Here is a 24,759-nt window from a genome sequence, read left to right on the forward strand (position 1 = left end):
CTACCCTCTTACGCTTGCTTGACCATCCTCGAGAACGCTAAACCTCTCGCGATCACTGGCGCCATCGGCGAATGGGCTTGGCCTCAGAGCGACATGATGGATTCCAGCTTCAGCGAATCCGCGACCGAAGTCCGCTGTGTTGCCAGGCCTTCATCGCCAAGCGCGACTACTACATGGCATCTGCGCTACGCCAAATCGCCACCAGCAACCGAACCAGCACCACGGCGATCTACCGCATGCTCGCGCTGTTCTGTGCGGACCGTCTTCCCTGCCTGACCCTTCACTTGAGGGAAGAGAATGACGCCCCCCGCTGAAACGATGCCGGCCTCAACCGGCTGTCACAATCGGCGCTGACTACCGGCGTACTCGGCGCGATTGGCGGTGCTTGCGTCCTCGGCATCTGCTTCCCGCTCATTTCGAGTCCGCTCACTCGCCTGCATCCGGCGCCTGTCTCGGTGCGGTAAGGGCCTTCGTGCAAGCGACGCTTAGCAAACCCACGTGACCTGGCTTCATGACGTTGCGCAACGGAGTGCGAACGATGCGTGGTTGGTGGAATCGCGTGCTGCGCGTGCCACTGAACTTCTTTGCGATCAGCTGGGCACGGCAATCGGCGGCCGCGGATGCTGGGCAAGTTGGACGACCGAGTCCTACTCCGCAGTCCGAGCCAAAAGAGAGAAGCCCGGCTTTGCCCGGCCTCTCTTATGCAATCAGCGTCAGTCTTCGTGCAGAAGGGGGTCGCTTGCCACCGCAGGCGGCACGCCTCCGCGGTCGCGGGCGCGCTTGATCGAACGGGCTGTCGCGCTCCGCAGGTCATCCAGAAGTGCGTAGATGGTCGGCAGGAACAGCAGGCTGACCACGGTGGAGAACGCCAGGCCACCGGCGATGGCGCGCGCCATCGGGTGGTAAGGTGGCATGCCGTCGGCCGTCTGCGTGTTCAGCGCGATCGGAATCATCGCCAGGATCGCGGTGCCCATGGTCATCATGATCGGGCGCAGGCGTTCGCGGCTGCCCTCTACCAGCGCATCCGTCCGCGCCACACCGCGTCGCCGGAGGTTGTTGATGTGCTCGATCATCACGATGCCGTTGTTCACCACCACGCCCATCAGCACCAGGATGCCGATCACTGCCATGATGTTCATCTCCGTTCCCGTCAACCAGAACAGCCAGTACACGCCGAAGATCGAGAACAGCACGCAGGACATGATGGCGACCGGGAACAGCAGCGACTCGAACACCGCCGCCATGATCACCAGCATCAACACCAGCGCGATCATGATGGCGGTCACCATCTGGTCCATGCCGTCGAAGTTGATGTTGAAGCCGGCGCCATTGAACGTGTAGCCATACCCCGGCGGGAACTCCATGCCGTCCAGCGTGGCTTCCACGGACTTGCGCGCGTCCTCCATCGAGACGTCCTTGGCCAGCCCCGCCTCGATCCGCAACATGGTCTGCCGGTTCAGGCGCTGGATGGACGTGGCAGCAGGGGTCACGTTGACGTCGACCATCGCCAGCAGGGGGACTTCCTGACCCGAGGCGCTGCGCACCATGAACGAGGACAGGTCCTCGATGCCGTAGTGATCCGATCCGGCGAAACGCACATTGACCGGGATTTCCACGTCGTCGCGGTGGAAATCGCGCAGCGAAGAGCCGCGCAATGCCATGCCGACGAACTGCGCCACCTGTTGTGCGCTGAAGCCGTAGGAGGCCGCACGCTCGCGATTCACCTGCACCGCCAGTTCGGAGTTGGCGTCGCCGACATCCACACGCACGTCGCGCAGCTTCGGATCGCGCGCGAGGATCGGCATGATGTCCTCGGCCAGCTCTTGCAGGGTTTGGCTGGAGTCGCCGATCAGGCTGAAGCGTATACCCTGGCCTTCGCTGCCCATGCCGCCCGGCCAGCCGATGCCGAGCTTGGCCCGTGCCGATTGCGGAAGACCCTTTCGGACTTCCTCTTCGATCTTCTTGCTGACCTCGCGGTCATCGATGTCCAGGTAGAGCCGCGTCTGCGCCCAGCCCTGCTCGGAATAGCGGCTGTACACCCGCTTGATGTGGAACGCCTTGCGATTGGCGTTGACGAAATCTTCGACGCGCTGAACTTCCTTGCCCATCTCCTCCTTCGAGTAGGATCCCTTCCACTGGTAGAAGATGTTGATCTCGTCCGGATCGTTCTCATCGCCACCGCCGGTGGTGTTCATCATCGGGAACACACTGATCGCCGAGATCAGCAGGATGCCCGCGACACTCCAGCCGCGGTTCACCAGCGTCCAGCGCAGGACGCGCGCATAGCGGTCCTGCAGGCGGCTGATCAGCGGCGACTTCACGGCAGGCGGCGTCTTCATCCGTGCCGACAGCATCGGGATCAGGCTCACCGCCACCAGCCACGAGGCAAGGAGCGATACCGAGATGGTGACCGCCAGCTGCGACAGGTAGATCGTGATGATGTTCTTCTCGCCGAACATCATTGGCAGGAACACCACGCAGTGGCACAGGGTGCCCGCCGACAGCGCGATGGCCACGTGGCGGGTGCCGATGATCGAAGCGACCTCGGGCTGGTTTGGGAACTTCTCACGCTCCTGGTAGATGCTCTCGACCACCACGACGGCGTTGTCGACCAGCATGCCGACCGCAAGCAGCAGGCCCATCATCGAGATGATGTTCAGGCTGATGCCGGTGAAGTACATGAAGCCCAGGGTCATGATGAAGCAGATCGGGATGGCCATGGACACCATCAGCGTCGACGGCCAGTGGCGCAGGAAGGCGTACAGCACGATCACCGACAGTACCAGGCCGATCGCCCCCGCTTCCGCCAGCGCCAGCAGCGAACTGGTCACCGCCTTGCCGGAATCCCAGGCGACCTCGATGTCGACCCCGTGCATCGCCGGGTCCTGACGCAGCGCCTCCACCTCCTTGCCCACCGTCCTCGACAGGTCCACGAGGTTCGCCGAACGTTCCTTGTAGATGTCCACACCCACGCTGGGCTTGCCTTCCATCTTGCGCACGTAGCTCATGCGCTGAGGTTGCAGGCTGACATCGGCGATATCGGACAGGCGCGTTCCGCGGCCATCGATAGGCAGGTCACGCAACGCCTGCAGTTCGAGCAGTTCGCCGCGCGGCTGCACGCGCAGGCGGCGGCCATCTTCGGTGATCTGACCGGCGGAAACGGAGAAGTTGGCCGCTTGCAACTTGCTGACCAGCTCGTTGAGCGCGACCCCGTGAGCACTGATGCGGTCCTTGTCCAGCGCGACCAGCACTTCCTGCCTTGCCACGCCCTCGACCTCGACGCGCGCCACGCCCGGCAACCGCTCCAGATGCTGCTTGATGCTGCGCTCCAGCATGTCGGCGCGGGCCGTCAGGTCTTCCTGGCTACTGAGGCGAAGGCTGATCGCCTCCTGGTCGCTGGTGCTCCAGCGCTGCACGTAATAGCGGCGGAAATCATCCGGCAACTCGTCCCGCACCGCATCGATGCGTTCGCGCGCCTCGGAGGCGGCCATCGCGATGTCCCTATCCCAATCACTGAATTCGACCTGGATCTGGCCGCCTTCAGCATTGGCGCGTGAGTTCATCGTCTTGATGCCCGGCATCGTGGCAATGGCTTCCTCCACGGGGCGCAGCAGATTGCGCTCGACCTCTTCCGGGGTCGATCCGGGATATGGCAACGAAACGAAGAAGAACGGAATGGTGGCTTCCGGTTCGGCCTCCAGCGGCAAACGGAACGAGGCGATAAGGCCGATCACCACCATCGACACGAACAGCATGATGGTGGTGACGGGACGGCGGATGGACAGCTCGGTGATGTTCATCCGGATCAACCCTTGACGCCGCCCAGCGGATCGTCTTCGTGCGCGATCATCTGTTCGGCCTGGGCAGCGACCAGTCGAGCGCGACGACCGCGTTCGGCGTAGAACTCATCCGGCTTGCGGTCCAGCAGGTCGTACACCACCGGGATCACCAGCAGCGTCAGCAGCGTGGACACCAGCAGGCCACCGATCACCGTGATCGCCATCGGCGAGCGCACCTCGGCACCCTGGCCGAAGGCGAGCGCCAGCGGCAGGAAGCCGAACACCGCGCACAGGGTGGTCATCATGATCGGGCGGAGGCGCGAGCGCGCACCCTCCACCAACGCGACACGCTTGGCCACGCCCTCTTCGCGCAGCTGGTTGACCTTGTCGATCAGGATGATGGCGTTCTTCACAACCAGGCCGACCAGCAGGATCAGGCCGATGAAGACCACCACCGACACCGGCGAACGGGACAGCAGCAGGGCTGCCACCGCGCCGACGAGTGCGAGCGGGATGGTGAACAGGATGACGAACGGATGCAGCAGCGATTCGAACTGCGACGCCATGACCAGGTAGACCAGGAAGATCGCCAGACCGAACGCGAACAGCAGCGACTTGATCGACTCGCCCAGCTCCTCGCCTTGCCCACCCATGCGCATGCCCACATCCGTGCCCAGCGGGTTCTCCGCCACCATGTTCCGCACTTCCGTGATGGCCTTGCCCAGGTCGATGTCGCGCAGGTTGGCCGACACAATGGCCACGCGACGCTGGTCGGCGCGGTGGATCTCGCTCGGACCGGTGGTGGCGATGACGTCGGCCACCGAGATCAGTTCCACCGGCTTGTTGCCGCTGGGGTTGACGATGAGGCGGCGGATATCGTCGACCGAGGCGCGCTCGGATTCCTGCACGCGCACCAGCACGTCGATCTTGCGGTCGCGGAAGCTGTAGCGCGTGGCGACATTGCCGCGCACCTTGTTGACCACGGCATCGGCGATCTGTCGCGTGGTCAGGCCCAACGCAGCCGCACGGTCCTGGTCGAACACGATCTGGATTTCCGGAAAGCCCTGCTCCACCGTCGATTTCACGTCGGCGTAGTGCGGGCTCTGCCGCAGCAGCTCGGCCAGGCGGTTGCCAGCAACACGGATCGATTCCAGGTTGTTGCCTTCGATCTCGATCTCGAGCGGGGCAGCCAGCGCAAACAGCTCCGGGCGGGCGAAGTCGACCTGGGCCTCCGGCCACTGCTTCATGGTCGCGCGCAGGCTTTCGATCAGACCCTGCTCGCGCGCGTTGTCGGTCATCACCACCGACAGCTTGCCGATGTTTTCGCCGCTTTCGGTGGGGCTGGCGTCCAGCCGCGTGCCGGTGCCCGACACGCCGTACAGCAGACGCACGCCATCCTCACCTGCGTGCGCACGCTGCACCTCGCGCACCAGGGCGTCGGTCTGCGCGAGCGGTGTGCCCGGCGGCAGCTTGGCGGTCATCTCGAAACGGTCCTGCGCCAGCTGCGGGATCAGGTCCACGCCCAGCAGCGGTAGTGCCGCCAGGGTCAGCGCGAACGCCAGCGCCGCGCCGCCCAGCACCGGGACTGGTCGCTTCAACGCAGCCGGCAGGATCCGCAGGTAACCCGCTTCGGCCCGGCCATACGGCGCCATCGCCAGGTCGCTTGCCTTGCGCATCACCGGTCCGATCACCGCAGCGAGGCCACGGAAGATCCGCACCACCAGCCACACCAGCGAGAAAAAACCATAACGGAACAGTGCACCGATGCCGCGCCCCGCGTAGGCCGCCGGCTTCTTCCAGCGGCTCTCGGGACGCCACGGCTCGCGCGGCGCCTCGGCCGGGAACTCCAGCGGCGGACGGCCCTTCAGCGCGCTCAGCATCGGGATCAGCGTCATCGACACCACCAGTGACACCGCGATGGCAATCGACACCGTCAGCGCCTGGTCGCGGAACAGCTGGCCGGCGATGCCTTCGACGAACACCAGCGGCAGGAAAACCGCGATCGTGGTCAGTGTCGATGCCACCACCGCCATGAACACTTCACGCGTGCCCTTGATCGCCGCTTCCAGAATGCCCATGCCCCGTTCGCGGGCCTTGGCGATGGACTCCAGCACGACGATAGAATCGTCGACGACCAGGCCCGTGGCCAATGCCAGGCCGCCCAGCGACATGACGTTCAGGCTCAGGCCCAGCTGGCCCATGAAGAAGAACGTGGCGATGATCGAGATCGGCAGCGACAGCGAGATGACGAAGGTGCTCCAGCCATCACGCAAGAACAGGAAGATGATCAGGATCGACAACAGGCCACCGATCACCGCATCGACCTTGACGTCCTTGATGGCGTGGCGGATGAAGACCGACTGGTCCTCCACGGCCGTCATCTCGATGTCCTTGGGCATCTCCTTGCGGATGATTTCCAGGCGCTGTTCCAGCGCATCGGCGGTCGACACGGTGTTGGCGTCGCCTTCCTTGTAGATCGCCAGCTCCACCGCCTCGTGGCCGGCGCTGCGGATCACCGCTTCGCGCTCCTTGTAACCCTGGCGCACGTCGGCCACATCCTTCAGGCGCACGCTGGGCGCGCCGCCGCTGGTGTCGCTGCGCAGCGCGGCGATCACATTCGGATCGCTGCTGCCCAGGATCGCCGTCATCAGTTGCTGGTTGGTGCCGGTCGAGCTACTGGACGAGGCACCCGCCGCGGTGGTCAACAACATTTCCCGCATCTGTTCGACCGTGGCGAACTGGTTGACAGTTCGCACAAGATAGCGCTGCGAACCCTCCTCCAGACGACCGCCGGAGAGGTTCACGTTTTCCTGCTGTAGGCGCTGGATCACGGCATCCAGTGACAGGCCCAACTGCGCCAGCTTGCGCTGGTCGATGTCGACCTGGATTTCGTCCTCCAGGCCACCGCCGACCTTGACGGCGGCGACGCCTGCAACGGGTTCGAGCTTGCGCTTGAGGTCCTCGTCGGCGTAACGACGCAGCTCCATCAGTCGGCGGATCGCGTCGGCGTCGTTGCCGGCCTCCTGCTTCGACGACAGCGCGAGGCGCATGATCGGCTGGGTGGACGGATTGAAACGCAGCAGCACCGGGGCCTTGGCCTCCAGCGGCAGTTGCAGCGTTTCCATCTTGTCGCGCACGTCCAGGCCGGCCTGCTGCATGTCGGTGCCCCATGCGAACTCGAGCACCACGTCGCTCTGCCCGGTGCGCGAGATCGACTTGAGCTTGCGCAGACCCTTGACGATGCCCAGGGCCTCTTCCGCCGGTTGCGAAATCAGCGTTTCCACTTCCGCCGGTGCCGCACCCTCATAGTCGGTGCGCACGGTCAGCGTCGGATAGCTCAGGTCCGGCAGCAGCTCGACCTTCAGGCTGGACAGCGATATCAGGCCGAACAGCACCAGGGTGAGCGTCATCATCGCGATGGTGACGCGGCGGCGCGTGGAGAACTCGATCAGGTCGAAGCCGCCGCCGGACGAAGGTCCGTGCGCACTCATTGCTTGCTCGCCTCTGCGGCCGGCGCCTTGGCCACCGTGGCGGCCTTCTTGTCCTGCCCGATCACCTGCACGGCGCTGCCTTCGCGCAACGCGGCCTTGCCCGCGATCACAACCTGATCGCCGGGCTTCAGCCCTTCGCGCACTTCGACCCAACCGGCATCGTTGTACCCCAGCTTCAGCACGGTGCGCTGGGCCTTGCTATTACGGACCACATACACGGCAGGCTCGCCACCGTCTTCCAGCAGCGCGGTGCGCGGCACCACCAACGCGTCGGCACGCTGGTCGTAGTTGATGTCGAGGCGACTGAACATGCCAGGCTGCAATTCGCCGTTGCCGGGGAACGAGGCCACCACGCGGAACGTACCTGTTCCGTTGTCGACCACGGGGGCGACGCGATCCACCGTGCCGGAGAACTGCTTGCCCGGCAAGGCATCCACCGCCAGCCCGACGGCCTGCCCGGGCTTGAGCTTGGCGATCTCGCGCTCGGGCACGTTCAAGGTGGCTTCCAGCCGCGAGGCGTCGACGATGCGGATGATCGGCGAGTTGATCTGCACGAAGTTGCCGGACTTGATGGAACGCGAGGCAACGACGCCGGAGATCGGCGCGGTGATCGTGGTGTAGGACAGTTCCAGCGACGCGGCGCGGTAAACGGCGCGCGCGTTCTCCAGGTCGTACTTGATCTGGTCCACGTCGTTGGCGCTGATCATCCGCTGTTCGACCAGCTGCTGGGCGCGCCTGTAGTTGTTCTCCAACTTGTGCATCTGCGCTGCGGCCTGGGCGACCTGCAGGCGCGGACGATCAGGGTCCAGCCGCACCAAGGCCTGGCCGGCGCGGACAACCTGCCCTTCCTCGACCAGCACGGCCAGCGCGACGCCGGATGTCTTGGCAACGACCTGGGACTCGCCCAGCGCTTCCAGCGTGGTGGTGCCGCTATAGCTGGCAGCCACCGCGCGCCGGGTGGCCTGAGCCACTTCGACCGGGACGGCCTCCGACTCCTTCTTTTCCTCTCCGTTCTTGGCCTGGGCCTCGGGCGTCGGGCCGTCCCCCTTGCAGGCGGACAGGACCAGCAGGCTGCACAGGACGGGAATCAGTGCCAGGCGCAGGTACGAACGGCCGGAATGGGGGCGGGGTCGGGACATGGAGGCGGTACCGTGGTGGTGTTGTGGTGGTGTTGTATCAAGGTATATCACCCCTGAACGACTTCCATGCGCCGAAGGTCATGGTGACTTGCGTCGGCGTTCGTGCCCGCGGCGATCGTGCTCGAGCCAGGATGCGATGGCGGGTTGCTTCGTCGGAGATGCGACATGCCGGACACCGGCGCGTCGTTGTGTCCCATCGCGTGGTGCTCGCGTGCGAAACGCCCGAGTACCGTACGCGCGCCGAGCAGGAGGGAACACGGCGCATCTTCGCGCCTGTGCGTGACATTCTGTCGCAGGCTATACTTGCGTTCAGCCAAGCGCTGCGGTGGTACGTGGCGCGCGCAACCTGAGAGTTTCACGAGAATGATGCGACTGCTGCCGCTCGCTGCTTGCCTTGCCTTGGCCGCCCTTCCGCTGGCCGCCCTGACCGCCCAACAGGAAACGCCGGTCGCTCCGCCGGTCGCCGAAGCCGCAGCGCCGGCCGCTGCGCCCAAGCCGCTGGTCGGCAACGCCGACACCGGCCGTACCCTGACCTACACCTGTCAGGGCTGCCACGGCATCGTCGGCTACAAGAACGCCTACCCGAGCTTCAAGGTGCCGAAGATCGGTGGGCAGTCGGCGGAGTACCTGTCCAATGCGCTGACCGAATACCGTACCGGCAACCGCAAGCACCCCACGATGCAGGCCCAGGCGCAGAGCTTCTCCGACCAGGACATCGCCGACATCGCCGCTTTCCTTTCCACCGTCAAGTAATCCCACCATGCCCAACGCCAAGCACGCCCAGCGTCTAGCCATCGTCCTGTTCGCGGCCCTCACCCTGGTGGCTTGCTCGAAGGAAAGCACCGAGGCTTCGGCCGAAAACCCGGGCCACGCCAGTGGCGAACACGGTTCCAGTTCGTCGGCAGGCCTGCCGAAGGGGCATATCGCCAAGGGCGAGGAACTGGCCAAGGCCAAGGGCAAGGCCACCGGGCAGAGCTGCATCGACTGCCACGGCGCGGACGGCAATGCGCCGATCGACGACACCTATCCCAAGCTGGGCGGCCAGTACGGCGACTACCTGGCGCATGCGCTGCAGGCGTACCGGGGCGGCGATCGCCAGCACGCCCTGATGTCGCCCCAGGCCGCCAACCTGAGCGACCAGGACATCTCCGACCTGGCGGCCTACTTCGGTTCGCGCCCCTCGCAGCTGCGCGATCTGCACGGCGTCCACGAGTAAGTCTTTCCCGCATCGGGTACGCGAGAACGGAGCCCTTGGGCTCCGTTTTCTTTTGTGGGGACGGCAGGTGTCCTCGGGGGCAAGGTCGCGCGCGACGACCCTTCCAAATGCTTCATCGCAACTGACCTCGCTTCCTGGGGCGACGCGCGCGTCGACCTGATCAGCTGTCCGTCGGGATCGGCGTGCGCTTGACCGGGATCTCCGGTGGCGGGCGGGCCTTGGGCGGCTCGGGGAACAGGCTGCCGAGGCCACAGCCTCCGCCCAGTTGCAGGACGGAGATCGAACACTTGAGCTTCATGTTGGTGCCCGGGATGGGAATGTCGACTTGGCGGACATTCCGCCGCACCCATTCGGCCAGCAGCGACTCGCTCGGCACCCAGTATTTGTCGAAGCTGGTCGGCTCGTAGTCGTAAGGCGGCCGCTGCAGCCACGTACCCGCCTCCGCCAGCCGTTCGCGGGTCCACTGATCGTTGCCGCCGCCGGGAGCGCCCCGCTCCGCCGCCGCGTCGCCCGCATTGCCGGGCACGCGCAGACTGCCATCGGCGTTGTAGAGGCCCGCGTTGCCGCGCCCATCCGCGACGCTGTCGCCCGCGACCTCGCGCCGCGCGTTGCCCCAGTCATCGGCGCGCGCCGGGGTGTCCCAGCCACCGGCCCGGGGGCTCGGCACGGGTCCGCGCGTACCCGACGCCGGGGCCGTCGTGCCCCGGGGCGCGGGAGATGCGTTGGCGTTGGCGTTGGCATTGGTGTTGGCGTTGGCGGCCGACGCCGGCGCTGGCCGGGGAACGGGCTCACCGATCTCCGCCTGGCGCACGCTGCGCTCGCGTGTCGCGAGGGCGCGCGGTGCAATATCCCGTGTCGGTACCGGCACGTTCCGCACCGCGGGAGCAGGCGCCGCCATTTCGCGTTCGCGGACTTCCGTTTCCCGCGTGGCGACAGCCGGCACGTCGACAGCTCGCATCGGCACCTCGCGGCGCACGACGGGCGCGGTGACGGGCACGGGAATGTCGCGCGTGGGCACGCCGATTTCCCGCATCGCCGGCGGTCGGATCTCCGGCTGCCGGGGCGTGGGCGGCGGCAAGACGAACGCGCGCGTGGGTTCGGCCACCTCGGTCACCTGCAGCGGCTGTTCCGCAATCTCCGGCAACGGCACCTCGCGCAGCGGTAAGGGCGGCATGTCCACCGCAACCTCCGGTGCATCAGCGTCCGAAGGCGGGGGCGTTTCGGTCGGCTGCGGCGGAGTCGAGGTCAGTGACGGCGCAGCGGCGGTAGACGCCGTCGCCGCTGCGGTCTGCTCGCTGGCGGTCTCGCCCGCCTGCACGGCACCGCCCACGTCATCCGGGCTGCCGTCGCCGACCATCTCCAGCCTCACGCGACTGCTGTCGCCGGCATCGGGCAGCGGTGGCGGAATCTGCACCAGCGCCACCCACAGCAGGAACAGGAAGAACATCAGGTGCAGCAGGCTGCTGCTGAAACCCGCGAGCCAGCGCATCCAGCGCTCTTCGCGCGGCGGCGGACCCCAGCCCTGATAGAACAGCGACCGTAACGCAGTCAGCCGGCTGGGCAGGAACGGTGGCGCGATCCGGGCGCGCGGCGCACGCAGCGCGACCGCATCGACGATGCCATCGGCCTTCTCGCGGGTGATGCGGCCCAGTCGCTCCGGCAAGGCACGCAACCACAGGCCCCAGCCAAACGGCAGGCCGGTCTGGCGCTCGACGATGGTGGCCGCCTTGCGCGGCAGCAGGTGTGCGATGACGTCGGTGGCGTTCGTCACCGGCGCAGGACCCCGTCAGGCCGCGTTGCCGCGCGGGATGTAGGGCGCGTCGCCCGTTTCATGGTCGGTGGCATCGCGCACGGCGGTGACGCCAGGTACGCGTGCCATCAACGTCTTCTCGATACCTTGCTTGAGCGTGACGTCCGCCATGCCACAGCCGTGGCAGCCGCCACCGAACCGCAGCCACACCACGCCATCGCCGCCGACTTCTTCGACCGCCACACGGCCCTTGTGCGACGCCAGTTGCGGATTGATCTCGTTGTCGACGACCCAGCGCACGCGCTCGACCAGCGACGCCGCGTCGCCGGGCGCTTCGCCCTTGATGCGCGGCGCCTTGATGGTCAGCTGGGTGCTGGCGCCTTTCAGCACGTAGTCGATGTCGGCGCCGTCAAGCCAATGCACGCTGGCGGCATCGACATACAAGGTGAACCCGTCGCAATCCACGGCCCATTCATCGCCGGCCAGGTCGTGCGGCTCGGCGAATTCCAGCCGCGCATCGGCCTGCGCGGTGCCCGGATGCACCGCACTCAGCCTGACGCCCAGGCCAGGCAAGGCTTCGCGTTCGATCAACTTGCGGAAGTGCGCCTGCGCGCTGTCGGAAATCTGGATCATGGCGCTATTCTAGCCCCCTGCCCGACGGGCATTCACATCCACAGGCCGGTCGTCGTGGTTCATTCAGACTGGTCCCAGCAGGAGCCGCGCCATGTCCGATCTCATCCCCCTGGCCCGCGCGCGCTGCGTGCCGCTGCGTGGCAGCGAGCATCGCCTGCCGCCTGCCCGCATCGCCGAGCTGCTGCCACAGATCCCTGGATGGGAGCTGGTCGAAGACGGCCACGCACTGCTGCGGACGTTCGCCTTCGAGGATTACTACGAGACGATGGCGTTCGTGAACGCCCTTGCCTTCGTCGCGCATGCCGAAGACCACCACCCCGATCTCGGCGTGCACTACAACCGCGCTGTCGTGCGCTACTCGACGCACGACGTCGGCGGCCTGAGCGAGAACGACTTCATCTGCGCCGCCAAGGCCGGCGCCCTGCTGGGAGAATCCTGATGCGACTTCGCCTCGTCCCGCCCGCCTTCACCATGCTCGCGGGCATCCTCGTGCTGTCGGCCTGCGCCAAGCAGCAGGAAGAATCCGCCGCGCCCTTGGTCGCGCCTACCGAACTGGCCGCCATCGACACGCCGCCCCCCGTCTACCCTGCCGATGCCGAGTGCGATGGTGCCGGTGGCACCACCGTGCTGCGGGTGACGGTCGAACAGGACGGCGTGCCGGCACGTGTCGCGCAGGTGCAGGGCAGCGGCAACGCCTCGCTCGACAAGGCGGCGCTCGACGCGGTGCAGACCTGGAAATTCCGCGCCGCCACGCGCAACGGCAAACCGGTCAGCCACACCATCAACGTCCCGGTGACGTTCCCGCCCGTGCTGGAGAAGCCGACCCGGTGCTTCGCGCAGGGCGCGGGCTGAATCAGCCCAGTCGTTCCAGCGCGTCCGCGAGATCCTCCGACAGCGGCGCGCTGAGCACGTACGGCGTCCTGCCGCCGTCCAGAGCGAACTGCAGCGACGCCGCGTGCAGGAACAGGCGTTTCAAGCCCACCTGCTCCCGCAGCCGCTTGTTCACGGCCGGATCGCCGTATTTGTCGTCGCCGGTCACGGGATGGCCGATGTGCTGCGCATGCACGCGGATCTGGTGGGTGCGGCCGGTATCGATGCGGACCTCGCAGTACGAATGCCCTCCACGACGCTCCAGCACGCGGAAGTGGCTCAGCGACGCCTTGCCATCGCGATGCACCTGCACGTGGCGCTCGCCACCCTGGCGCAGGCCGATGTGCAGCGGGGCATCGACGCTCATCACCCCGTCGGGCATGCGGCCGACCAGCAGCGTCAGGTAGCGCTTCTCGATCCCGCGCGTCCCGTCCTCGCTGTCCTCGCGCAGCAGCGCCTGCAGTTCAGACAGCGCCGAGCGCTTCTTGGCCATCACCAGCAGGCCGGAGGTGTCGCGGTCCAGCCGGTGCACCAGTTCCAGCGTCTGGTTCGGCCGCAGGGCGCGCATCGTCTCGATGGCGCCGTGGCTGATCCCGCTGCCGCCATGGCTGGCAACGCCGGTCGGCTTGTTGATGACCAGCAGCCGCTCGTCCTCGAACACGATGGCGGCCTCCATCCGCTTCAGGAAGCCTGAGGGAGGCGCGACCTTCTCTCCCACTTCCGTGAGACTGACGGGCGGGATACGCACCTCGTCCCCGCCCTCCAGCTTCCGCTCCGCCTTGGCCCGCCCCCCGTTCACCCGCACTTGGCCGCTCCGCACCAGCTTGTAGACCAGGCTGCGCGGGGCACCCTTCAGTTGCCCCAGCAGGAAGTTGTCCAGCCGCTGGCCGCCCCGGTCCGCCGGCACCGTGACCGTCCGCACCGTGCTCTTGGCGGCGGCGGCAGGCTTGGCGGTGGGGGGGCTGGGGTTGGAGCCATTCATTCTGTTACACTCGGAGGGCGAGATAAGGGTTTGATTTCGCAGGGAGTTGCAGTTGGGCCAGAAGCCCGTCTCCCCGCGATTCCGGCAAGTGCGCGGCCACCGCCCCAGGGGCGGCCATGTTAGCGGCTGATCGGCAGGCCCGGATACCGCCGGGTGCGTGACGGCACCTGATGCTGAACATGTCCCGCGTGGCGCCACCTCTTGGGGGAAGCTGCCGCCGGCCCCGCAACACCTATTAGAAAGAAAAGCGCTCCCGCGGCCTGCCGTGGTGTCGTAGCGCTGGAAACCCGATCCGCCCCGCTGCGCCTGCGCAAGGGGCGGTGCAACGTTCCAGAGGCGAAACCCCATGGCGTTCCGCGCGGTAGCAGCGCGCGAGGAACGCACAATGAAACGCATGTTGATCAATGCCACGCAGGCCGAAGAGCTGCGCGTGGCCATCGTCGACGGTCAGACCCTGTACGACATCGATATCGAACAGCCGTCGAAGGAACAGAAGAAGTCCAACATCTACAAGGGCCGCATCACCCGGCTCGAGCCCTCCCTGGAAGCCGCCTTCGTCGATTACGGCGCTGACCGCCATGGCTTCCTGCCGCTGAAGGAAATCTCCCGCGACTACTTCCAGGCCGGTGTCGACCACAACAAGGCCGGCATCCGCGAGCTGCTGAAGGAAGGCCAGGAAGTCGTCGTCCAGGTGGACAAGGACGAGCGCGGCAACAAGGGCGCCGCCCTGACCACGTTCATCTCCCTTGCCGGCCGCTACATGGTGCTGATGCCGAACTCGCCCACCGCCGGTGGCGTGTCGCGCCGCATCGAGGGCGACGACCGCGCCGAGCTGAAGAAGGCGATGGACGCGCTGGCCATTCCCGACGACATGGGCGTGATCATCCGCACCGCCGGCGTCGGCCGCGACGCCGAAGAGCTGCAGTGGGACCTGGACTACCTGCTCAGCGTGTGGAAGGCGATCGCCGAAGCCGCGCTGACCAAGCCGGCTCCGTTCCTGATCTACCAGGAAAGCCGCCTGATCGTGCGCGCCCTGCGCGACTACCTGCGCAGCGACGTGGGCGAGATCCTGGTCGACACCGACGAGCTGTACGAGACCGCGCGCGAGTTCATGCAGCAGGTCATGCCGCACAACCTGCGCAAGCTGAAGCCGTACAAGGACGACATCCCGCTGTTCAACCGCTTCCAGATCGAATCGCAGATCGAAGGCGCGTATGAGCGCAACGTCCGCCTGCCCTCCGGCGGCTCCATCGTGGTCGACCAGACCGAGGCGCTGACCGCCATCGACGTCAACTCGGCGCGCGCCACCAAGGGCGGCGACATCGAGGAAACCGCGTTCCACACCAACATGGAGGCGGCCGAGGAAGTGGCCCGCCAGCTGCGCCTGCGCGACCTGGGCGGCCTGGTGGTGATCGACTTCATCGACATGTCCAGCAACAAGCACCAGCGCGAAGTCGAGAACAAGCTGCAGAACGCACTGAAGTACGACCGCGCCCGCGTGCAGATCGGCCGCATCTCGCGCTTCGGCCTGCTTGAGATGAGCCGCCAGCGCCTGCGTCCGTCGCTGGGCGAATCCAGCCAGATCGTCTGCCCGCGCTGCGAAGGCCATGGCCGCATGCGCAGCGTCGAATCGCTGTCGCTGTCGATCATCCGCGTGGCCGAAGAGCATGCGATGAAGGACAACACGGGGCAGGTGCTGATCCAGGCCCCGCTCGAGATCGCCAACTTCCTGCTCAACGAGAAGCGCAGCGCGCTGCGCGAGATCGAGCAGCGCCACGATGCGCCCGTCATCATCGTGGCCGACGAGGCACTGCACACGCCGCACTACGAAGTCACCCGCATCCGCGAGAACGAACTGGGCGAAGAAAGCAGCAAGCCCAGCTACCACCGCGGCACCCAGCGCAAGCTGCCAGTGCATGCCCTGACCAAGGCGCAGCTCAACATCCCGGCTGCGCCAGCCGTCACCCACGTCAAGCACACGCAGCCGGCCCCGGTGCGTGAAGAGCGTGAGGCGCCGGCACCGGTGGCGCCCGCTCCTGCTCCGGTCGCGGCCCCCGTCGCCGTGGCCGCACCCGCAGCCGGCGGCGTGGTCGGCTTCTTCAAGCGCCTGTTCGGTGGCGGCGAAGCCGCGGCACCGGCCCCGCAGGCGCGTCCGCAGCAGGACAGCCGCCCGCGCAACGACCGCAATGGCAATGCCCGTCGCGAGAACCGCGACAACCGGGGCCAGCAGAACCAGGGCCGTGGCGGCAAGCAGGACAACAACCGCCGCGACGAGCGCGGCAAGGGCGACAAGGTGCAGGGCGGCAACGCCCCGCAGCAGAAGCCGCGCAACGAGCAACAGGGCCAGAAGCAGCAGAAGCCGCAAGGCGGCCAGCCGCAGAACGGCCAGGGCCCTGCACAGCAGCCGAAGGCACCCCGGCAGCCCCAGGGCCAGCAGGGAGGCAACAAGCCGCAGGGGCAGGAAGGCCAGCGCCCGCAGGCCCCGCGCACGCCGCAGCAGGATGCGCAGAAGCCGACCGGCACGACCCCTGTCGAGACGGTGACTGCCGCCGCGGCCGTGGCCGCCACGCCGGATATCGCGCGCTTCACCCCCCCGGCCGACGCGCCCGTGGCGACCCCGCTGCCCGACGCACCGGCAACCGAACTCGAGGCGACGCAGATCGCTGCCATCGAGGGCGATGCGGTCCCGTCCGCCGACGCAGGCGACACGGGCGAAGGTGGCCGTCGCCGCCGCGGCCGTCGTGGTGGCCGCCGCCGCCGTCGCGGCAATGGCGAAACCGGTGCCACCGGTGAAGAAGGCCTGTCGGTCGATGAGCTCGGTAGCGATGACGACACCCCGGTCGCGGACCGGTCGCAGCCGGAGTTCGATTTCGACGACGAAGAGCCGGCCGTCGCCGCACCGCGTGCACCGAAACCGAATGCGTCCGCACCCGTCGCCGCTGCCGCACCGGTCGTGGCGACTGCGGCCACTGCATCCGACGCCCAAGCGGACGTCGCCCCCGCTCCCGCGAGCGTGCCTGCACCGGTCGTGACCGAGGCGGTCGCAGCCGTCGAGGTCATCGACGCAGTGAAGGCAGAAGCCGCGCGCATCCAGCCCGAGGTGACCGCCACCGTGCAGCATGAGACCCCGGCCGCGGTCGCCATCGTCGAGACGGTGAAGGCCGAGATCGCCGCGGAACCGGCCCCCGTGGTCGTCGAGGCCGTCGCGACGGTAGCGCCGGTCGCCGCCGTCGAGACGGCGGACACGCAGGTGGAGACCCCGGCGATCGCCGCCGTGCGTAGCGAGCCCGTGCAGATCGATCTGGTCGATGCCGTGAACGAGGCCACCGTCGCCGATACCGAAGCAGCGGTGGTGCCCGCAGCACCGACGACGCCCCCGGTCGTGCCGAAGCCCATCAGCGCGCCGGCCACCGGCTCGCTGTTCTTCGTCGCCGATGCAGACACGCCGCCGTCGGTCACGCGCAGCCTGTTCGAACCGGTGGTCACACCGGCCAAGCCTGCCGACGGGATCGCCGCGGCCGACGGTCAGGACGATGACAGCACGGAAGAGCGCAGCGCCTGACGCGCCGCGTTTCCTGGCGTGAACACACACTGGCCGCGCAAGCGGCCAGTGTCGTTTCAGGGCGCCGGACACCAGCGGGTGGCAGTGACGCAATGATGCGAATACAGTCGTTCCATGTTCCCAGTGCATGGATGCCTGTCATGAAGCGACCCTCCCTGCCTGCACGCGCGGCGCGTGTCCTGGTCGCCGTCGCGGCGGCCACCCTCCTGTCCACGCCGCCGCTCCCGGCCGACGCCCAGCAGCGCAGCGTCGGGGGATGGACCGAGGGGCCCTACCAGATGAAGGGCACGGGCGGCGCGCAGTCGCTCCTGTTCGAGTGGACCTTCCTCGATGTGTACTGCATCGACATGCCCCCCATCCGACCGGCCCGGGATGTCGTGCACGGCACGTTGGGCGGCGGCGCGATCTCGTTCTACCGCCTGCGTTACGAGAACGATATGAGCGCCTACGTGGTCACCTCCACCTTGCCGAGAGACCGCAGTGCCGCCGACGAGTACCGCGGGCTGCTGCAGCGCGAATACAACAACTCGCGCGCCGTCACTGCGGTCGCGTCGGCCGACCGCTACCGCGTGGATACCGGCACATCCTCGTTCGGCCCCACGGTGCGGCTGCGGCTGCTGAATATCGGCGACGATGACCCGGACGCACCCTTCCCGGTTGCACGTCCCCTGTTGAACGCACCCGACGAACCGCTCCATTCGCTCTCCGTGCACCGCCTGTTCGTGCACGGCGGCAGCCGTTACGAGATCGCGGTGCTGGGTGTGCCCGCCGTAGGCGAAGCGCGCGCCGCGCTGGAGACACGCGCCACGCAGCTTGCCGACGCCATGGTGGACTCGCTGCAGACCTGCACCGCGGCGATGGAAGCAAGAACAGAGGCGCAGCCTGCGCGCTAGCGCCCATCCTCACGCACGCCTGGCATTCCATGCGTGCGCCGGAATGACGGCGTCGTGGTCGAATCGGTCAGTCCACCGCCGATCCGCGGACGCCAAGCCCCGTTGCTGCCTGCATGTCGTATCGCGGCTCGAACAGGCCATGGATTCCCTCCTGCGCGGGAGTGACCTCTGAGGACGACCCAAGGCGCGCCCGCTCCGTCCGCGCGTTGCCGGTCGCTCAGAGCGACCGTGTCGGGTCCATCAGGCCCCACTGAGCGGCCAAGCGCGCCAGGGCGATGTTGTCCTGCACGCCGGTCTTCTCGAACAGGCGCGTCTTGTGCGTGTTGACCGTCTTCGCGCTGAGGTTGAGCCGGCGCGCGATCTCTTCCTGGCGCATGCCCTGCGTGAGCAGCATGGCGACTTCCAGTTCGCGCGGCGATAGCGCATCGAATGGCGACGCGTCGCCGCCCACGGTGTGCAGCGCCAGGTTCTGCGCCACGTTGCTGCCCAGGTAGCGCTTGCCGCGGGCGACATCGCGCACGGCGCGGATCAGCTCGGTGGCGTCGCCGGCCTTGCCCAGGTAGCCGGATGCACCGGCTTCCAGCAGGCGCTTCGGCAGCGGGCCGTCTTCGAGCACCGACACGATGATGACCCGCACGCCGATATCGGCGCGCACGATGCGCTCGGTCACCTCCAGTCCGCTGTAGCCCGGCAGGTGCAGGTCGCACAGCACCACGTCGGGCTTCAGCTGGCGAACCAGCGGCAGGGCGGCCTCGCCGGTTTCCGCCTCGCCCACCACCTCGATGTCGGTCTCCGTACCGAGGATCAGGCGCATGCCGGTGCGCACCAGCGCGTGGTCGTCGATGAGGAAAACACGGATGGTCATGGAGACGGATGCCTTGGGGGATACGGGTGGAGCGTAGGGGTGGCGTCCATCGCCGCGCAATTAACATTGTATCGACGCACGCCGGCGGCGAGCGCCCCGGCCGGTCGAGACCGCCGCCGGCCTGCGGCATACTCGCGCTTTCCACCGGAATTCCGCCATGACCTCTCTGCGCCGCTGCGCCCGCCACGCCCTCCTGTTGTCCCTCCTCACCAGCGTGCCGGCCTGGGCCGACGACGTCTCCGGTCGCTGGCTGCAGCAAGTCGAAGCGGTCAGCGCGCGCAGCGACACTGCCGCACGCGGCGATGCCATCGGCCAGCGCCTGACGGCGCTCGGCATCGAATGGAAGCGTGAGGCGTTCGAGCAGGACGGACAGTCCGGGCAGAACCTGGTCGCCGACCTGGGCGGCCCCGGCAAGGCGCCGCTGCTGCTGATCGGCGCACACTACGACAAGGTCGACGTCGGCCACGGAGCCACGGACAACGCGTCCGGCGTCGCGGCCGTGCTGGAGCTGGCGCAGGCATTGAAAGCGAAGCCCCTGGCACACCACCGCGTGCAGGTCGTGTTCTGGGACCTGGAGGAGAAGGGCCTGCTCGGCTCGCGCGCGTGGGTCGCCACGCCGGGACGCGAGAAACCGGCCCTCTACGTCAACTTCGACGTATTCGGCTGGGGCGACACGCTGTGGATGATGCAGCCCGCCAGCGACAGTGGCGACAGCCTGCTGGTCGCCGCCCTGCGGGCATCCAGCAAGCACGAGAAACTCGGCTTCCAGCCCGGCGACAAGTACCCGCCCACCGACCACCTCGCCTTCCTCAAGGCGGGTTGGCCGGCGGTGTCGTTCTCGCTGGTCGGTGGCGAGGAGATCGACCCGATCCTGACGGTCTTCGGCGGCGGCAAGCCGGCGCAGATGCCGAAGGTGATGGAGGTGATCCACAGCGCCCGCGACACGGCCGCAGAACTGGACAGCGGTCGCGTGGACGATGCCCTGCGCGTCGTGGAACACGGGCTGCGCGCCTGGGATGCCGCTCCCGCACACTGAGCCTGCACCGCGCCGGACACACAAACGGGCCCTTTCGGGCCCGTTTGCATTGGGGGGCGAGAACACGCCTGGCTCTCCGGGCGGCGACGGTGTCGGACTCGCGGTCCACCGCCAGGCGCAGCTAAGGAACAGGGGGTGTCCGGTGCGCTGCGTTCGGTTCTCTCGTGGTGCCCTGGGTGTCAGCCTTGCGGCTCGGTAGCAGGGGGTCGCGGGAGGCAGAAGGGGTGGATCCGCCGGCCCGACCACTGCGCGCTATTTTACGGACGCGGATGCGAAGACCGCGTGCATGGCGTTCAGCCTGACTGCACAGTTTTCTCACGCCATTTCCACATGACTTAATCGCGTGGAACCGCCGTGCCCGCGTATGCGTCCGCATCACGCGTCGCGCCGTACGTTGCACCACAGGCAACGCATTCCGCATCCCCATGATGACGTTCGATCTCTTCCACGCTCCCGCCGACGATGGCTCGTACGAGCTGTCGATCAACGAATCCCCTCCCCTGCACTTCAGCAGCCCGGGCGCGGCCTTGGGCTATGCCGTCAAGCTGGCCAACCAGCGCCACCAGCAGGGGCTGGAGTACGCCATCAACATCGAAGGCGGCGACGGTCGCTGGCGCCTGTTCGAGGGCTGGCGTCTCTGCGCCTGATCCACGGGCACGCGACGGATATTGCTGTCCGCAAGCGGTGAGTCCTGAAGTGATGCGCGTGGCACTCTGTGCGCCCGCTTCTTCCGACGACCTGCCATGACGCATCTTTCCGCGGTCTCCCGCTTCCGCGATCTTCATTCGAGGGGTCTGCTACGCCTCGCCAACGCCTGGGACGCGGGAACGGCCCGTCTGATCGAACACCTGGGCGCGCCTGCCGTCGCCACCACCAGTGCGGGACTTGCTTGGGCACAAGGCTATCCAGACGGTGACTCACTGGACAGGGACGCGCTGCTGCACGCCGTCGCCGGCATCGCGCGCGCCATCCACGTGCCGCTGACCGTCGACATGGAAGGCGGTTACTCCGACGATCCCCCCGTGGTGGCGGATACCGTAGTCCGGGCCGTGCACGCGGGCGCGGCAGGCATCAATCTGGAAGACGGCGCACGCGACCCCGCGCTGCTCGCCACGAAGATCCGCGCCATCCGCGCGGCGTGCGTGCGCCATGGGCTGGATGTCTTCATCAACGCGCGCACCGACGTATATCTTCGCGGCCTGGTGGTAGAAGGCGCACGCCTCGAGGAAACCGTGGCGCGTGCCGATCTGTATCGCGATGCTGGCGCCGACGGCCTGTTCGCGCCGGGGCTGGTCGATGCGGACGCGATCCGCACGCTGGTCGCGCGCTGCGGCCTGCCGCTCAACCTGATGGTGCGCCCGCAGCTGCAGGACCTGGCCGCGTTGCAGGCGTGGGGCGTACGACGCATCAGCACGGGTTCGGCGCTGGCCGAATCGATGTACGGTCGCCTGGCGACGCAGGTCAGCGCGTTCCTGCACGAGGATGCGACGTCCCTGCCCGATCCGCAGGCGATGGGCTACGGTGCGGTCAACGGTTTGTTCGCTGCATCCGATCGCGGATGAGGGTAGGAATTTCCCTACAGCACGGCGGGGCTACACCCGACTGCGAAGGTGAGCGCCATCCACGACCATGGACGCGTCCCCGGCAGCACGCCCTGCGCAGGCCACGAATGGCCGCTCTGCAACGGAAACGGGCGCTGCCTTGAGCAAGCAGCACTGCCGGAGCCGGGGACTCCCCCTTTCAGACCCGACCGACCCGGTCGGGTTTTCTTTTGGCCGCGGCGCTCAGCGCGCCCACAGCTCCGGTACCTGGGCCAGGCCGAACAACACGAGCGCCGTGGCCGCGATCAGCAGCCACGCCATGCTCCTCACGACCATCATCCGCATCGCGGCGTCCCCCCTCCGTCTGTGAGGCGACTATCGCGGCCCACGGGGGACGCGTCAAACGTAAATACGTTACGCGGCGATCGCGGTGTGGGCTCCGGCCGTGGGCGTGTCGTCCGCGCCACGCGCAGCGGCGAGGAACTCGCGCCCCCAGCGCGACAGGTCGTGGTGCCGCACGATGTCGAACAGCCGACGCTGACGGTCCTCGCGCTCGCCCGGCGTCATTCCCAGCGCCTGCCGCAGCGTGCGCGCCAGATCGGCCGGGTCGTGCGGATTGGTCAGCACCGCACCCTTCAGCTCCGCGGCCGCGCCGGCGAACTCGGACAGCACCAGCACGCCATCGCCACCGTCCAGTCCCTGCACGGCGACGAACTCCTTCGCCACCAGGTTCAGGCCATCGCGCAACGGCGTGATCCACATGACGTCGGCGGCCGCGTAGTGCGCCACCACGTCGGCGAAGGGCAGCACGCGGGCAAAGAAGCGCACCGGCGTCCAGTCCAGCTGCGACAGCCGACCGTTGATGCGCCCCACCGCCTGTTCGATCTGCTGCTGCAGCGGGCGATAGATGGTCATCTCCTTCGCGGCGGGTACGCAGACCAGCACCAGCGTCACTTCGCCGCGCAGCTCGGGCGACTCGTCCAGCAGGCGTTCGAACGCCTGCAGCTTCTGCAGGATGCCCTTGGTGTAATCCAGCCGTTCGATCGACAGCACCAGCTTGCGCCGGCCGATCTCGTCGCGGATGCGCGCGATGTCCTCCGCCACCTGCTCCGTCTCGAGACAGGCCCGGATGCGCCCCACGTCGGTGCCGATCGGGTGCGCACCGATGCGCACCGTGCGTCCGTCGATACGCAACTCCGTGGCCATGTCCTCCACGCCGACCGCGCAGCCGAAGGTCATGAAGCGCGGCGCGCACGACGCGCGCCGCGTCACCTCGACCGGGAACGTGCTGCGCACCGCGTCGGTGAAGTTCTCGGCATGGCGCGGGATGTGGAAGCCCACGTAGTCGCAGGCCAGCAGGCTGCCGAGGATCTCGCGGCGCCACGGCAGGACCGCGAAGATGTCCGCCGAGGGAAACTGCGTGTGGTGGAAGAAGGCGATCTTCACGTCCGGCCGCAGTTCGCGCAGCACCGACGGCACCATCCACAGGTTGTAGTCGTGCAACCAGACGGTCGCACCCGGCGCGGCCTCGGCGGCGGCAGCCTCGGCGAAGCGGCGGTTGACGCGCTTGAATAGGTCCCAGTCGTCCTCGCTGAAACGCGCGCGCTCCCAGAAGCTGTTGATCACCGGCCAGAACGCCTCCTTCGAGAAGCGCTTGTAGAACACGTCCACCTCATGCTTGGTCAGCGGCACGTGGGTGGCGGTAAGGCCCGGATAGCGTTCGGCGTCCACCGGCGCGCGCGGCTCGATGGGGGGTGCCTTCGGATCGTCCACCGTCCACGCCACCCACGAACCGGGCTGGCCATCGCCGAAGAAACTCAACAGGCTCGGGATGATGCCGTTCGGCGAACTGTGCGGGCGGCGCACGCGCTGTCCATCGACGATGTGTTCCTCGTACGGCAGGCGGTGGTAGACCATCACCAGTTCCGCCTTGCCCGGGGGATGCAGCGTGGGCCGGTAGTCGTCCGCCTCCAGCAGCGCGAAGTGCGCCATCGCCTGCAGGATGCCGCCGCAGCCCGGCGCATCGGCATGCAGCACGTTGTCCATGTCGGCCGTGGCGGCGATCAGCGCCGGCTCGGATTCGCCCACGCACACGCCGGGGAAGCCCTCGCCATACATCGACAGGTCGTTGAGCGTGTCGCCGGCCACCAGCACGCGCGACGGGTCGAGTGCCAGCTCGTCCACCAGCGCGGTCAGCGTGCTGCCCTTGCGCGTGTCGCGCGGCAGGATGTCCAGGTAGCGGTCGGCCGAATACAGTACTTCGCAGCCCAGCGAGGCGGCGACGGTCTTCACTTCGGCCTGGATCGTGGAGAGCTGTTCGGGATGGCAGTAGTAGGAGCAGCGTCGCTCCTGCGGCACTTCCTGCCGCACCAGCATGGGAAAGCGGCGCATGGCCTCGGCCACCACATGCTCGCCCGGCCAGCGCGCTTCGATGGCCGACTGCAGCGGCTGGATCGGCTGCATGTCGGCGGTGCGCAGCACGGTCGCGCCGACGTCGCAGATCACGTAGTCCGGCGTGGGCAGACCGGGATCGGCCAACAGCGGCAGGATCGCTTCACGGCCGCGACCGGTGACCCACGCCAGCTTGACGTCCGGATGCGCGTCGACGAGGTGGTACAGGCGCTTGCGCGCCTCCGCGTCGCCGGCCAGGAAGGTGCCGTCGAGATCGGTGGCGAGAAGGACAGGTTGCGAAGGATGTTTCAACAGGGTCATGAGGTGCACTCCATGGTCGCGAGGGAAGCCGCGCACACGGCACGACGCGGATGCGTCACAGGACGCAGGCGGGGAATCACGCATCGGAGGGGCACCGCCAGGCGGGTGCGGAAAGAAGGTGTGTCGCGTGCGAGGCACGCTGCGCGCAGAAGCGCGGCAGATGCGCGTCCGTCCCCGGACATGGACGCGGACATCGACTGATGCGATGCAGCATTGTAGTCCGCATCGTCATCGCGCAGGTCAACGCGATGTTAAGAACGTTAAATGCATGCGTGAATATGCGTAATTTC

The 24,759-nt window shown here is 67.5% G+C and carries 16 protein-coding genes and 1 pseudogene; 9 read left to right on the plus strand and 8 right to left on the minus strand.

The window, feature by feature from the left end; all coding sequences use genetic code 11:
• Positions 1-713: 713 nt before the first annotated feature.
• From ACSQ19_RS17610 to ACSQ19_RS17620, 3 genes and pseudogenes are all read right to left on the minus strand, one after another.
• Positions 714-3,800, minus strand: a complete 3,087-nt coding sequence (locus tag ACSQ19_RS17610; protein ID WP_435998817.1) for an efflux RND transporter permease subunit — start codon at positions 3,798-3,800, stop codon at positions 714-716.
• 5 nt (positions 3,801-3,805) lie between these two features.
• A pseudogene (locus ACSQ19_RS17615) lies at positions 3,806-7,231 on the minus strand (efflux RND transporter permease subunit); the annotation flags it as partial.
• 35 nt (positions 7,232-7,266) lie between these two features.
• Complete coding sequence (locus tag ACSQ19_RS17620) at positions 7,267-8,409, minus strand: efflux RND transporter periplasmic adaptor subunit (RefSeq protein WP_435998820.1); 1,143 nt, start codon at positions 8,407-8,409, stop codon at positions 7,267-7,269.
• Between the two features lie 366 nt (positions 8,410-8,775).
• Between ACSQ19_RS17620 and ACSQ19_RS17625 the strand changes: the two genes are divergently transcribed.
• Both ACSQ19_RS17625 and ACSQ19_RS17630 read left to right on the plus strand, forming a co-directional pair.
• The gene (locus ACSQ19_RS17625) at positions 8,776-9,162 is read left to right on the plus strand and encodes a c-type cytochrome (protein ID WP_436001021.1); all 387 of its coding nucleotides are present in this window, start codon (positions 8,776-8,778) and stop codon (positions 9,160-9,162) included.
• A gap of 7 nt (positions 9,163-9,169) precedes the next feature.
• Positions 9,170-9,625 (plus strand): c-type cytochrome, encoded by a 456-nt coding sequence (locus ACSQ19_RS17630; protein WP_296282367.1) that lies wholly within the window; start codon positions 9,170-9,172, stop codon positions 9,623-9,625.
• A 160-nt stretch (positions 9,626-9,785) separates the two neighbouring features.
• On the opposite strand, the gene ACSQ19_RS17635 is transcribed toward ACSQ19_RS17630, so the two are convergent.
• Complete coding sequence (locus ACSQ19_RS17635; RefSeq protein ID WP_435998822.1) at positions 9,786-11,396, minus strand: hypothetical protein; 1,611 nt, start codon at positions 11,394-11,396, stop codon at positions 9,786-9,788.
• A 15-nt stretch (positions 11,397-11,411) separates the two neighbouring features.
• Positions 11,412-12,008: an NfuA family Fe-S biogenesis protein gene (locus tag ACSQ19_RS17640; protein ID WP_435998824.1), complete on the minus strand. Its 597-nt coding sequence runs from the start codon at positions 12,006-12,008 to the stop codon at positions 11,412-11,414.
• Between the two features lie 91 nt (positions 12,009-12,099).
• On the opposite strand from ACSQ19_RS17640, the gene ACSQ19_RS17645 reads away from it, so the two are divergent.
• Both ACSQ19_RS17645 and ACSQ19_RS17650 read left to right on the plus strand, forming a co-directional pair.
• Positions 12,100-12,447 (plus strand): 4a-hydroxytetrahydrobiopterin dehydratase, encoded by a 348-nt coding sequence (locus ACSQ19_RS17645; RefSeq protein WP_435998826.1) that lies wholly within the window; start codon positions 12,100-12,102, stop codon positions 12,445-12,447.
• The gene (locus ACSQ19_RS17650; RefSeq protein WP_435998828.1) at positions 12,447-12,860 is read left to right on the plus strand and encodes an energy transducer TonB; all 414 of its coding nucleotides are present in this window, start codon (positions 12,447-12,449) and stop codon (positions 12,858-12,860) included. Before ACSQ19_RS17645 ends, ACSQ19_RS17650 begins: the two co-directional genes overlap by 1 nt.
• Position 12,861: 1 nt before the next feature.
• Here ACSQ19_RS17650 and ACSQ19_RS17655 read toward each other — a convergent pair whose 3' ends face one another.
• Positions 12,862-13,860 carry an RluA family pseudouridine synthase gene (locus tag ACSQ19_RS17655; RefSeq protein ID WP_435998830.1) on the minus strand — a complete coding sequence of 333 codons (999 nt, stop codon included), beginning with the start codon at positions 13,858-13,860 and terminating at the stop codon, positions 12,862-12,864.
• A 385-nt stretch (positions 13,861-14,245) separates the two neighbouring features.
• Between ACSQ19_RS17655 and ACSQ19_RS17660 the strand changes: the two genes are divergently transcribed.
• Positions 14,246-17,422, plus strand: coding sequence for an Rne/Rng family ribonuclease (locus ACSQ19_RS17660; protein ID WP_435998832.1), 3,177 nt, complete (start codon positions 14,246-14,248; stop codon positions 17,420-17,422).
• Positions 17,423-17,562: 140 nt separating this feature from the next.
• Entirely contained in the window at positions 17,563-18,315 is a 753-nt protein-coding gene (locus ACSQ19_RS17665) for a hypothetical protein (protein WP_435998834.1), read from the plus strand.
• Between the two features lie 217 nt (positions 18,316-18,532).
• Here ACSQ19_RS17665 and ACSQ19_RS17670 read toward each other — a convergent pair whose 3' ends face one another.
• Entirely contained in the window at positions 18,533-19,180 is a 648-nt protein-coding gene (locus tag ACSQ19_RS17670) for a response regulator (RefSeq protein WP_299346909.1), read from the minus strand.
• Positions 19,181-19,337: 157 nt separating this feature from the next.
• Between ACSQ19_RS17670 and ACSQ19_RS17675 the strand changes: the two genes are divergently transcribed.
• From ACSQ19_RS17675 to ACSQ19_RS17685, 3 genes are all read left to right on the plus strand, one after another.
• Positions 19,338-20,216: a M28 family metallopeptidase gene (locus tag ACSQ19_RS17675; RefSeq protein ID WP_435998836.1), complete on the plus strand. Its 879-nt coding sequence runs from the start codon at positions 19,338-19,340 to the stop codon at positions 20,214-20,216.
• A gap of 428 nt (positions 20,217-20,644) precedes the next feature.
• Positions 20,645-20,863 (plus strand): hypothetical protein, encoded by a 219-nt coding sequence (locus ACSQ19_RS17680; protein ID WP_299346905.1) that lies wholly within the window; start codon positions 20,645-20,647, stop codon positions 20,861-20,863.
• A gap of 96 nt (positions 20,864-20,959) precedes the next feature.
• Complete coding sequence (locus tag ACSQ19_RS17685) at positions 20,960-21,778, plus strand: isocitrate lyase/PEP mutase family protein (protein WP_435998838.1); 819 nt, start codon at positions 20,960-20,962, stop codon at positions 21,776-21,778.
• 393 nt (positions 21,779-22,171) lie between these two features.
• Here the strand turns inward: ACSQ19_RS17685 and ggpS are convergent, their stop codons facing one another.
• Positions 22,172-24,469, minus strand: coding sequence for a glucosylglycerol-phosphate synthase (gene ggpS / locus ACSQ19_RS17690; protein ID WP_435998840.1), 2,298 nt, complete (start codon positions 24,467-24,469; stop codon positions 22,172-22,174).
• Positions 24,470-24,759 lie beyond the last annotated feature (290 nt).

The sequence above is a fragment of the Pseudoxanthomonas sp. LjRoot127 genome, assembly GCF_964253495.1.
GTDB lineage: Bacteria > Pseudomonadota > Gammaproteobacteria > Xanthomonadales > Xanthomonadaceae > Pseudoxanthomonas_A.